Genomic DNA, 12,437 nt, shown 5'->3' with positions numbered 1-12,437 from the left:
TTTAGCATTTGTATAAATAGAGCCTGTTTTCAAACACCCTCTATTTAGATAATTTCAACATCAATTAGTTTATGATTTAATACATCGATCAGTCCTTTATCAGTAAGGCCTAATTCCGGTACGGTGGGCAGAGAAATAAAACTCAATGACATAAAGGGAGCAGGCATATTGCATCCCAGTTTCTTTGCCGCATCGTTCATTACGTCCAGTTCTTCCATGATTTCATCCGCGTTCTTTTCACTCATCAATCCACCGATCGGCAGACACATCCGGTGTGTTACCGTCCCATTGCATGCTACGGTAAGACCGCCGTTCATCTCCGCTACTCCGTTCACTGCCGCCGCCATATCTTTATCATTGGTACCAACAACAACGATATTGTGGTGGTCGTGTGACATTGAATATGCCAGAGCGCCCTTTTTCAATTCAAATCCATGTACAAATCCCATACCGATATCACCTGATTTTCCGTAACGCTCGACTACGGCTAATTTTAGAATATCGCGGTCTGTATTCGGAATAATTTCACCATCCCTGATTGGCAAAATGTCTATCATTTCTTTATTGATAATCTGGCTGGGAATTAAATCAATCACACGTACATTTGCCTGTGTACCACCGGATTTTGCCTTAAATAAAAAAGATTCTTCGGTAACCGGTTTTTTCAGAATCACGGTGTTTTTAATCCACTCGGGGTATTCTGTTACCTTACATTCCTTTAGGAGTGCATTGTCTTTTGCAACAATTTCTCCTTCAAAAATAACAACCGAAGGTTTAATATTCGTAATATCACTGACAATTTGTATATCAGCGAGCCTTCCGGGAGTGATACTTCCTACCTCATCTTCGATCCGGAAATGTTTTGCTGCGTAGATGGTGGCCATTTTAATTGCTTCAATAGGAGGGATACCAAGTGCTATTGCACGGTTGACATTGTAATTAATATGTCCTTCCTGCTGGATTTCCCTGGCATGTTTATCATCGGTACAGAACATGAGGTTTTCCAGTGGAATATGCTCTTCTACAACTCCCTTTATCAGTTCTTCTACGTTTCGTTCACTGCTGCCTTCACGAATCAGAACTTTCATGCCCACACGGAGTCTGGCCAGCATTTCTTCTGCATTCACGCATTCATGGTCATCGGAAATACCGGAACTGGCATATACGTTAAGTTCCTGGCCTAATCTACCGATGGCATGACCATTCACAATTTTTCTCTGTGCAAGAGTGTCAGCAACTTTATGGATGTATTCTTCTTTGACAAATAAGATTTTGGACGGATCCAGTTCACCCAGACTGATGCTCTCTTCCCACTCCATGATCTTCTTTACTTCTTTTTCCCCAAGGATGGCGCCGGTTGTTTCTAAGCCCGGAGCGGTAGGAACTCTGGAAGATACTTCGATAAGCATACGGTAAGGCAGGCGGTCCATGGATACTAACATCTCTCTTAGGCCCTCTTCGCCTGCTACATTGGCAATTTCCATAAGGTCAGCACATAAGGTGGTGGTGCCCTGCGGAACTACTACAGAAGCTAATGCTTCGGGAGACAGCATCGTTGACTCAAAGTGCATATGAGTATCAATAAATCCCGGTATTGCATATTTACCGCTGCAATCGAGACATTCCTCTGCTTCAAGATCAGCATTTGGTTCAATAGAAATAATACGTTTATTTTTGATGTATATATCTGTCCGGTAAATTTCATTGGTATATACATTAACAAGACAGACATCTTTCAGCTTTAAATCACAGGGATATTTTCCAAGCCCTGTTTCAATGGTATTTTTTATTTCTTCAAATGTACGCATAGCGTTCCTCCTGATTTATAAAATAATGTCCAGTACGAGATAAATAATGAACAGGACAGTCAGTACTTTTACAGTGCCAGTCAATTCTTTAGACTTTCCGGCTGCTATTTTACCTACGGTGTAGCCAATCATACCAAACAAAATACCATAGGCGATATTATAGGAAAATGGCATAAATGCAACGGTTAAAAATACGGGAAGTGCAATGGAAATATCTTTCAGATCAATATTGCGGAGGGGTTCTATCATAAAAATACCTACCATAACAAGGGCAGGTGCCGTTGCGATGGATGGAACCATTAAAAATACCGGAGAGAAAAACAGCGCCAGTAGAAACAGCACTCCTGTAACACAGGCAGTCATTCCGGTACGTCCGCCTTCGGCAATACCTGTAGTACTTTCCGCACCATAGATCGTAACGGTATTAGTACCAAGCAAAGCACCGATAGCGGCACCTCCTGCAGATACGAATAAAGCCTTTCCGGCACATGGCAGGTTACCGTCTTTGTCCAACAGCCCGGCTTTTGATGCAACACCCAGCAATACGCCGATGCTGTCAAATAAATCTACAAACAGAAAACTGATAATTGCAAATATAACGCCTAAGACGACCACTGGTGCGCCGGTAAACATTCCCTTTATGGATAACTGGCCTAAAGTTGGAGCCAGAGCTTTAACCGGATTATCAAATGCAACAAGGGTTTCCGGAAGCTGCGTGTAAGAAGTTCCGGTCAGTGGATTTGTAATGAATATGCCAATAACGGTTATAGCAAGGATGCCGATGAGTATGCCGCCCTTAACCTGTTTGATTACAAGAACAGCCATGACAAAAATTCCGGCTAAAGCAAGGAGGGCACCGGGATTTGATAAATCTCCTAATGTTAAAAGCGTATCTTTGGATGCTGTGATAATGCCTGCCTGATGCAGCCCGGTAAATGCGATAAAAAATCCGATACCTGCCCCGACTGATAATTTTATGCATTCCGGCATGGCATCTACAATTTTTTGCTGTACTTTCAGGATGCTTAAAAGCATAAATGTGACACCTGATATAAATACACAGGCTAATGCATTCTGCCAGGTCAGACCCAGAGTATTAACCACGTAATAGGCAAAATATGCATTAAGACCCATTGCAGGCGCCAGTGCAAAGGGAAGATTTGCCCAGAATCCAATCCAGATACAGGCAATTGCAGAAGCTAAAGCAGTCGCCCAGAACACTGCTTTTGTGTCCATTCCGGCAGCAGATAATATAGCCGGATTTACGGCTACTATGTACACACAAGTCAAAAAAGTTGTCAATCCTGCAACCATCTCGGTCCTGGCATTGGTACCCCGTTCCGATAAATGAAAAATCTTCTCCAGCATAGGGGTTTGTTTTTGTTTACTCTCCATCATTTCTCTTTTCTCCTTCATTGATAATATGGGTAATATGGTATTACCTTTACTTTTTCTATAAGAAAAGGCTATTCGAGAATAACCTTAGTCTTTGTAAACATCTTTTACCCTAATCATATTAAACCGTATGTAATCTGTATTATAAAATTCTGTATCTAAAATAACCGGACGGTTATTCTGGTCGTAATTAATACCATGAAAGCACAACACACTGCTGCATTCCATTTTTTCACTGCAGCTGCTGTAATGTTTCATTTTTGCCAAATCCATGGTTTCGATCTCAATTTTATCCCGCTTTATAATGCATCCTGCTTTATGTTTCAAGATATGAAAAATAGATAGTTCATTCAGTTCCGCTGAATCAGGGTCCTGATTAAAATATTCGCAGGGAACTCTGTCAATACTGACAATTGCCGGATGCTGATCCGCAAAATAAAGTTTTTCCAGAAGATAGTATGGAGTTCCTAACGGAATTTCCAGTTTCCTGCTTACTTCTCCATCGCTGAGCAGCTTTTCAAACCGCTGTATTTCGAATTTTGCTTCATAACCCGAATCCCGTATCAACTGGCGGAATTCCCCACCGGGCAATAAGCTGGTCTTAATTTGAAGCGCATCCGGATTTACGAATGTTCCCTTCCCATGTATCCGCAGGATCAGCCCCTCTTTTTCCAGATCATCCAGTGCCCGCCTGATCGTCACGCGGCTGACCGAAAAATTTTTCGCCATTTCATTCTCAGGCGGAAGCTTTGTTCCAAGTTTCGCGTCCATTCCACGGATGTATTTTATTAAATATGCCTTCACAGAATTGCTTAAATTAACCTTTTCCATCGGCAGAATTTCCATTTCACCCACATCCTTCCCGTTAAAGGTATTACCTTATTACTTTTATCATATCTGACAGTAAACGTCAAGATATTTTCTAACACTCTTGATAACATGCTCTATGACACTTTATGTGTTTCAAATCGTGTCATCCCATATATTGACATTTTTCGCGGTATCTATTAAACTACGAGTATATTAACAACTAATGTTAATATATTTGACTCATAGCCCGGATCCCACGTCCGGGCTATACCCGTGTTTAGCTGGGAACGGGTTCGCAAAACTGAAATCTCAGGTTGTCTTTCTAAGATTCTTTGTATATAATGATCTAAAAGTAAATCCAAACCCAAACTCAAACCCAAACGATAAACAGGAGAAGACATCATGCGCTACTATTTTGCCCCGATGGAAGGCATTACCGGATATATTTACCGGAATGCCCATCATAAATTTTACCCAGGTGTAGATAAATATTTTACGCCATTTCTTGTCCCGAACCAGAACCGGCGATTCTCATACCGGGAAATGCAGGATATCATGCCGGAACATAATAATCAAATTCATCTGGTTCCTCAGATTCTGACGAATCAGGCAGATGCATTCATCTGGACGGCATTGGAATTAAAACAATTGGGATATGACGAAGTAAATCTGAATCTTGGCTGCCCCTCCGGCACGGTGGTTTCTAAAAGGAAAGGATCCGGTTTTCTTGCCTTCCGTGATGAATTGGATCAGTTTCTGGATAAAGTATGCTCGGAATTGGAAATGAAGATTTCAATAAAGACCAGAATTGGAAAAGACAGCCCGAAAGAATTTTATGAACTAATAGAGATTTTTAATAAATATCATTTGGAAGAACTGATCATTCACCCCAGAATTCAAAAAGATTATTACAAAAATACACCTAATCTTGAAGTATTTGGCGATGCTCTGGCAATATCCGGTAATCCGGTCTGCTATAATGGAGATCTATTTACAGTTCAGGATTACGAAAACTTTGTGGAACAATTCCCCGATATACATACGATTATGCTTGGCAGGGGGCTGCTGATGAATCCTGGATTGTTAAATGGTATTGAAACTCATACGGTGCTTGGCAAAGTCAGTTTCCGGCAATTTCATGATACAATATACCATGGTTATCTGGAGACAATTTCTGGAGGAAAGAATGTTCTATTTAAAATGAAAGAGCTTTGGTTTTATATGGGACGTATGTTTACGAATCCCGATAAATATCTAAAAAAAATTAAAAAGTCAGAAAAGCTGACCGATTATGAAATTGCTGTTTCAAATTTATTTCGGGAACAGGATCTGATTGAACATATAACTTCTATTTCATTATAGGTTGTCTGTACTCAGCAGAGAGGCTGGTATTGGCAGGCTACGCGGAAAAATATTTTGTTTAACCGCTTAACCTGGTATTTTTCTCAGCTATGTGTTATAATTTTAGCACTTTAGTAATAAAAAATGAAATCATTTGGAGGGTTCAATGGCTAATCTTACATACAGAGATCAGGAAAAAATTATGAATACGGAAAAGCTGCGCGAAATGCTTCTGGAGCTGCCGCCATATGTAAAAGATTTCTTTCGGGCAAAGGAGCCGACAACCAGTGATAAGACAAGAATTTCTTATGCATATGATTTACGTGTATTTTTCCGCTTCTTACAGTCTACCAATCCCGTTCTGGCGGGGAAAAATTTAAAAGATATCAAACTGGATGATCTCTCACTGCTTCAACCGGTGGATTTTGAAGAATACCAGGAATATCTGAAAGCGTATACTACCAATGAAAGCGGCTCATACGAGACGAATTCCAGAACAGGAATTTCAAGAAAGATGTCAAGTATCCGGAGCTTCTTCGAATATTTGTGCAAAAGACAACTGGTTCCTGCCAATCCTGCCCGCATGGTGGATATGCCCAAACTCAGTGATAAAGCGATTATCCAGCTGGATCCGGATGAGGTGGCAAATCTGCTGGATCACATAGAGAACTGTGGAAATGAATTATCCGGTGTTCAGCTTTATCATTATAATAAGCATAAATACCGCGATCTGGCAATCATTACGCTTCTGCTGGGAACCGGAATACGTGTGTCTGAATGTGTGGGGCTTAATATTTCCGATGTGGATTTTAAAAACAACGGAATCCGCATTATACGAAAAGGCGGGAATGAGATGGTTGTTTATTTTGGGTCAGAAGTTGAAGATGGCCTGAGGGATTATCTGGAATTGTCCAGAAATTCCATTACGCCAATTGCGGGGCACGAAGATGCATTATTTCTTTCCAATCTTCGAAAACGCATTAGTGTAGATGCTGTGGAGAAATTAGTAAAGAAATACAGTTCTGCGGTTACGGTAAAAACAATTACCCCTCATAAACTCCGCTCTACTTATGGTACGGCATTATATCAGGAGACAGGAGATATTTATATCGTTGCTGATGTACTGGGGCATTCTGATGTAAATACAACGAAAAAGCATTATGCGAAACTGAAAGATGAAAGGCGAAGGGCTGCTTCAAAAGCGGTGAAGCTGCGGGAAAGATAGTGCGTTGCAGATTTGGCATTTATGTATCCAAATTCACAGTTTCGTTCTCTAATTCAATGGCTTTCATAACCCGGGCTGGTACTCCGCCTGCAATTGTTTTCCCAGGGACATCTTTTGTGACAACTGCTCCTGCCGCGATTACAGCTCCATCACCAATAGTAACGCCTGCAAGAACAACTGCATTGGATCCTATCCACACATTTTTACCGATGCGAATTGGTGCCGGGATTAAGTCTCCCCTATGTTCCGGATCCAGACTGTGATTCAAGGTTGCAAGGACCACATTATGACCAATCAGGGAGCCGTCCCCAATGGATATTCCTCCCTGATCCTGGAATTTACATCCGGAGTTCAAAAACACATTTTTTCCAAAGGTAAGGTTTTTGCCGCAATCTGTGTAAAAAGGCGGAAATAGGCAGAATGATTCGTCCACCGGCTTCCCGGTTAATTGTCCCATGAGCCCTCTGATTTCATCCGGGGCATGATAGCACCCGTTTAATTCTGCGGTCAGCTTTAATGCTTCTTGAGAAAGCATATGCATGTAAGCATGTATCTTCGTACCACCTGTAATGGTTTTTCCACTGTCCATAAATTCTAAAAATTCTTTTAATTCAATCATATTTCTCCTCCAATTAACTTGATTATTAATAATTTTATTTTAATAATCTTAATACTCAATGTGGCTTTGGCAGCCATCACCTTAGATATAGTATAAATCCGGCACACGTATATAGCAAATACTTATATTTAATAGATTTAAATAGTTAAAACCTATTCATAAGCGTGGTATCCGCTCAAGGTCCAGAAGGGTTGTGACTTCCCGACCATAGATTTTTTCAAAAAGGTCTATGGGGGACAGGCATAAAATAAATTTCGAAATTATGTATCGGTTTTATTATTCCAGAAACTTGGATGATTTATTTTAAACAGGATTGAAGGAGGTAATGTGCATACCAATATTATGTCGTTCTTATCCTTAATTTGCTATATATTATCTCTTTCGGAAGCAAATTCGGATGATTTATAATAGTTTCTGTATTCCTTAGGGGTCATGTGCTTATATCTTTTAAATATCTTTCCAAAATAACTCTGTGTCGGAAAATTTACATATTCCCCAATGTGTGCGATTGTCTCTTCCGAATATGCAAGTAAATTTGCTGCGCGTTCTGCTTTAAACCAATTGATATAATCCTGAAGTTTCATTCCGGTTTCTTTAGAGAAAAGGCGTGACAGATAAGTGCTGCTTAGTCCAAGTGCATCCGCTAAATCATTCAGATATATTTTTTCCTTATAATGCTTGCTTATATAGTCTTTGCACTGGTCTACATAATTAGAGCTGCCTCGTCCCTCATTTCTTCTTTTCACCTGCTCTGTCAGTTGTTTTACCGCAAGATTTCTACATTCCACTAATGCCGGAACGTTGTCATATTCATCACATTTCTGTATATAAAAATCACTCAGCTGATAGGCAGCTGCGGGTGAAACGCCGCCCTCAATTGCGGCTCTGGTGCACAGAGTAATGGCTACGATCACTACTTTTTTCCAATGGTTTACTTCCCTTTTTGACAGACGTCCGGTTCCTTCATCGATAACCATATTGTATTTCAGTGCATCTTCTGTCCTTCCTTCTCTGACACATGCTAATAATTGGCGTTCTTCCTGATAGGTATGATGATAAATTCCGGCTGTATCTTCTTTTATTTGAAACCGAAGTATCGCCTCCTCAATACCATCGTGCAATCCCTGCGCCAAATGATTTTCTCTAATTATTGTTTCCTGTGAACAGGTAATGACAGGAGATTCCACGGAAGCCATCTGCACAATTGCCAAAGCCTGTGACAGCGTAAAGACCGGCAGCGTTTTTTCCTCTCCTGCGTGTATGCCATATTCACGGTAATAGTGATGCAATTCCAGCCTGCTCAGGTTTTTGATGCTCATGGGTCCTATTAAAATGTATTGATCCTTTTGTTTTACACAGCCCCAGAGGATCTGATACCCGTCCTGATATAAAACAGGAACACTTTTGGCATCTGCCATATGTAATAATTTTTCCTGAAAATTTTTACATATGGCAATCGGATTTGAACCGCTGCTTTTCCCGCACTCTTCCAGAATATTATTTTCTAAGATAAAAAATCCTGTTCCGGTTAATAATGACAATCTATTTAGGTAATTACTACTTTTAGTCACTGGTAAACCTCCGCATTATGATGGGTACCTCCTGATATGTGGTGAAAAACCTCTGCATTTTTTATGCATCAATTAATTTACTTATTTACCTTTTGGTTCATTTTACTATTCAGGCGTTTGCGGTAATGGTCCGTCCAAAGTTTATTTCCCTGCATCAGTTCGTCACAAAAAGATGCCACATCTTCGCCGGTCACATCAAGAACGTGTTTGCCGTGAGCCGCACCATCCTCAAACAGATCAATCAGGTCATACTGTGTTTTCAACATATCAAATCCACTTCCGCTTGAAAAGCTCCACATATAGTTCTGTATCTTTTGATATACAAAACGATAGTCTTCTGGCAAAACATTCACCCTGGCCATCTGGTCACGGTATTCCTTTTTGTCACCAATCATTTTTTTGATGATATTATCCATACTTATTTTCCCTCCCTTTGAAAGTGTTCCAAGATCTCACGATTTAACCGTTCCCTTGGAGTGACGGTGTCTGTAGCGTTTGCGTGGATTAGCTCATCACAGAAGGATGCCACGTCATTGCCTACCACATCGCGAATGAGTTTCCCTTCGGCAGCATTTACTTCAAACAATTCCAACAAGTCCGTGAGCATCTCCAGATTATAGCCAAAGTTGTAAAAATAATGCAGGATTTTTTTGAACATATATCGATACTCCTTCGGAAGGGCATTCACGCGTTTTGTAAATTGCCTCCAGGCACGCTTTTCATTCAGGTCACCTATTACCAGTTCCATAAAAGATTTTTTCATTTTCACTGCTCCTCTCTTAATTGATTGAGTTTGGAAGAGACAAAGTCCCATTTTTCCCAAAACTTCCGCAGCTCTTCCCTCCCGTTTTCGTTTAAGGTAAAGAACTTTCTTGGAGGTCCCATGTCGGATGGTTTTTTAGTTATTTCAACTAATTTATTTTTTTCCAGCCGGATTAATATCGTATACACTGTACCCTCCACCACATCTGTAAACCCCAGTGCATTCAGGTGCCTGGTAATCTCGTAGCCATAGGTTTCCTTTCGGCTGATAATTTCCAGCACACAGCCTTCCAGAACACCCTTTAGTATTTCGGTTAAATTTTCCAATTGTCCCGCTCCTTTCTACTTGGTATAACTTGTATGCAGTATTACTTAGTACTGGTATATCGTAACACTTAGTAGCTTAGGTGTCAAGGGGTATTTTTTTCCACCCAAAAAGGGCATATGACAGCCCATATACCCTTTTTTGAATGGTATGTATTCATGCTTTCTTAAAGTGCCGTTCCCTTTTTCGGAATAAAAAGATGTGACATATCCACGCCCTCATGCTCCAGCAGTTTTATCTTTAAGTGGATACCTCCTGCATAACCGGTCAGACTGCCTGTTGTACCCACAACCCGGTGACAGGGAATGATGATGGAAATTGGATTATGTCCCACAGCACCGCCCACTGCCTGGCTGGACATCCTGTTTCTGCCCATTATCTCTGCCATTTTTTTTGCAATGGAGCCGTAAGTTACGACTTCCCCGTAAGGAATTTCACATAAGATTTTCCAGACTTCCTGCCTGAATTCCCCACCGGCCGGGCGCAAAGGCAGTTCGGAAATCTCCGGCTTCTCTCCGGCAAAATATCTGTCTAACCATTCTCTTACGGTTAGAAACACCGGGAGATCATCCATCCTTACCATTTTATCTGAAACGGAACCTAAAAAATATTTTTGTCCCTCTATCCACAGCCCTGTTATATTTTCACCATCACAGGCAATGGACAGCATACCCAGCGGTGATTGAACATTTGTAAAATAATACATTTTACCCTCCTCCTGATGTATAAAGCGATTGCGTCGATTTAATCTGCGCAGCCCAAATCAATTTAAAGTACGTTCTTATTCCTGTATTATAATTTTACCACATGTTCACTAAAAAACATATCCCGTATTCCTGAACTTAGGATTCTTCTTTGCCTAATGCTTTTGTATAGAAAAAATGATATTACAATATTTTACTTTCACTAAAGAGAACGCATTAAGTTAACCATTTCAATGGCTCCCTGGGCACATTCAAACCCTTTGTTACCCGCTTTTGTTCCGGCTCTTTCGATTGCCTGTTCAATATTGTCTGTTGTTAACACTCCAAACAATACCGGAATGCCGCTTGAAAGGCTGGCCTGGGCAATCCCTTTTGAAACTTCGCTGCATACATAGTCATAATGGCTGGTACTTCCGCGAATGACTGCGCCCAGACATATGACAGCATCATATTTCTTGCTCTGTGCCATTTTAGAAGCAATCAGAGGAATTTCAAATGCCCCCGGAACCCATGCCACCTCAATTTGATCCTCCTTTACATTTTCACGTTTTAAACAGTCTATGGCACCCGACAGTAACTTTGATGTTATAAATTCATTAAACCGTGCGGTAACAATACCCACCTTGATATCTTCTGCTGCTAAATTACCTTCATATATTCTCATTTATTTTTCCTCCTCTAAGTTTAAAAGATGTCCCATGCGGGTTTGTTTTGTTTTTAAGTAAAATTTATCGTAGGGAGTCGCCTTAATCTGTATTGGCATGCGTTTCGTAATTTCTATACCATAATCTTCTAACTGGTACACCTTATCCGGATTGTTCGTAAGCAGGCGCAGCGATTGAATACCTAAATCCCGCAGAATCTGCGCACCGATGTAGTACTCACGCAAATCCCCCTGAAATCCTAATGCAAGATTTGCGTCTAAGGTATCCATACCGCCATCCTGCAAATGGTAAGCCTTCAGTTTATTTACTAATCCGATTCCCCGTCCTTCCTGACGCATGTATAACAGTACCCCCTTTCCATGATCTGCAATCATTTTCATAGCCGCATCAAGCTGTTGTCCGCAGTCGCATCTTAAGGAACCGAATACATCTCCTGTGAGACATTCGGAATGGACTCTGCACAGAACCTCCTTTTCATCTGCTATGTTCCCCATAACTAAAGCGATGTGATGTTCTTGATTCAATTTATTGACATAACAATGTGCCATGAAATCACCATACCGGGTTGGCATTTTGGTAATGGATACGCACTCTGCCAATTTCTCAGTGATTTTACGGTATTCCTGTAAGTCTTTTATGGTAATGCAGGGAATCTGATACTGTTCTGCAAATTTCAGCAGGTCATGGGATCGCATCATACTCCCGTCATCATTCATAATTTCACAGCAAAGGCCGCATTCTTTTAATTCCGCCAGACGCATCAGATCCACGGTTGCTTCGGTATGTCCGTTTCTTTCCAAAACCCCGTTATCTTTTGCAATCAGCGGAAACATATGGCCCGGGCGGCGGAAATCTTCTGCCAGAACGCCATCAGAGACACACATGCGGGCCGTCATACCTCTTTCCACGGCTGAGATACCTGTTGTGGTTTCTTTATAATCAATGGAAACGGTAAATGCTGTTCCATGATTATCGTTATTCGTTTCAGTCATTGGGGGCAGGCACAGTTTTTCCGCCAGTTTCCGGCTCATGGGCATACAGATTAAGCCTTTTGCACAGCTTGCCATAAAGTTTACATTTTCCGTTGTTGCATATTCTGCAGCACAGATTAAATCTCCTTCATTTTCTCTGTCCCAATCATCCAGTACCAGTATCATTTTACCAGCCTGCAGTGTACTTACCGCTTCCTTTACAGAATCAAACTTCATTTCC

At 41.0% G+C, this 12,437-nt stretch carries 13 protein-coding genes; 2 read left to right on the top strand and 11 right to left on the bottom strand.

The genetic code is table 11. From position 1 onward, the window contains the following. Positions 1-44: 44 nt before the first annotated feature. From ade to RHS_RS11350, 3 genes are all read right to left on the bottom strand, one after another. A complete protein-coding gene (gene ade / locus RHS_RS11360; protein ID WP_047833237.1) occupies positions 45-1,808 on the bottom strand; it encodes an adenine deaminase in 1,764 nt (587 codons plus the stop codon). Positions 1,809-1,823: 15 nt separating this feature from the next. Next, positions 1,824-3,206, bottom strand: a complete 1,383-nt coding sequence (locus tag RHS_RS11355) for an NCS2 family permease (RefSeq protein ID WP_242858486.1) — start codon at positions 3,204-3,206, stop codon at positions 1,824-1,826. Positions 3,207-3,290: 84 nt separating this feature from the next. Next, on the bottom strand, positions 3,291-4,049 hold the full coding sequence (locus RHS_RS11350) for a GntR family transcriptional regulator (protein ID WP_044288947.1): 759 nt from the start codon (positions 4,047-4,049) through the stop codon (positions 3,291-3,293). Between the two features lie 366 nt (positions 4,050-4,415). Between RHS_RS11350 and RHS_RS11345 the strand changes: the two genes are divergently transcribed. Then, positions 4,416-5,375: a tRNA-dihydrouridine synthase gene (locus RHS_RS11345; RefSeq protein WP_047833236.1), complete on the top strand. Its 960-nt coding sequence runs from the start codon at positions 4,416-4,418 to the stop codon at positions 5,373-5,375. A 145-nt stretch (positions 5,376-5,520) separates the two neighbouring features. Continuing rightward, positions 5,521-6,579: a tyrosine-type recombinase/integrase gene (locus tag RHS_RS11340; protein WP_044294926.1), complete on the top strand. Its 1,059-nt coding sequence runs from the start codon at positions 5,521-5,523 to the stop codon at positions 6,577-6,579. A 19-nt stretch (positions 6,580-6,598) separates the two neighbouring features. On the opposite strand, the gene RHS_RS11335 is transcribed toward RHS_RS11340, so the two are convergent. From RHS_RS11335 to RHS_RS11300, 8 genes are all read right to left on the bottom strand, one after another. Further along, positions 6,599-7,195 carry a DapH/DapD/GlmU-related protein gene (locus RHS_RS11335; protein WP_200889745.1) on the bottom strand — a complete coding sequence of 199 codons (597 nt, stop codon included), beginning with the start codon at positions 7,193-7,195 and terminating at the stop codon, positions 6,599-6,601. Positions 7,196-7,563: 368 nt separating this feature from the next. Next, entirely contained in the window at positions 7,564-8,769 is a 1,206-nt protein-coding gene (locus RHS_RS30840) for a helix-turn-helix transcriptional regulator (protein ID WP_377143949.1), read from the bottom strand. A gap of 77 nt (positions 8,770-8,846) precedes the next feature. Further along, positions 8,847-9,185: a DUF1048 domain-containing protein gene (locus RHS_RS11325; protein ID WP_047833235.1), complete on the bottom strand. Its 339-nt coding sequence runs from the start codon at positions 9,183-9,185 to the stop codon at positions 8,847-8,849. 2 nt (positions 9,186-9,187) lie between these two features. Then, positions 9,188-9,532, bottom strand: a complete 345-nt coding sequence (locus RHS_RS11320) for a DUF1048 domain-containing protein (protein WP_047833234.1) — start codon at positions 9,530-9,532, stop codon at positions 9,188-9,190. A gap of 2 nt (positions 9,533-9,534) precedes the next feature. Further along, positions 9,535-9,858: a PadR family transcriptional regulator gene (locus tag RHS_RS11315; RefSeq protein WP_027292920.1), complete on the bottom strand. Its 324-nt coding sequence runs from the start codon at positions 9,856-9,858 to the stop codon at positions 9,535-9,537. Between the two features lie 164 nt (positions 9,859-10,022). Beyond that, entirely contained in the window at positions 10,023-10,562 is a 540-nt protein-coding gene (locus RHS_RS11310; protein WP_027292919.1) for a methylated-DNA--[protein]-cysteine S-methyltransferase, read from the bottom strand. Between the two features lie 200 nt (positions 10,563-10,762). Then, complete coding sequence (gene ribE, locus RHS_RS11305; RefSeq protein WP_047833233.1) at positions 10,763-11,224, bottom strand: 6,7-dimethyl-8-ribityllumazine synthase; 462 nt, start codon at positions 11,222-11,224, stop codon at positions 10,763-10,765. Beyond that, on the bottom strand, positions 11,225-12,433 hold the full coding sequence (locus RHS_RS11300) for a bifunctional 3,4-dihydroxy-2-butanone-4-phosphate synthase/GTP cyclohydrolase II (RefSeq protein ID WP_047833232.1): 1,209 nt from the start codon (positions 12,431-12,433) through the stop codon (positions 11,225-11,227). Positions 12,434-12,437 lie beyond the last annotated feature (4 nt).

The organism is Robinsoniella sp. RHS (assembly GCF_001029355.1).
Lineage (GTDB): Bacteria > Bacillota > Clostridia > Lachnospirales > Lachnospiraceae > Robinsoniella > Robinsoniella peoriensis.
This window is presented reverse-complemented; position numbering and strand designations above follow the sequence as displayed.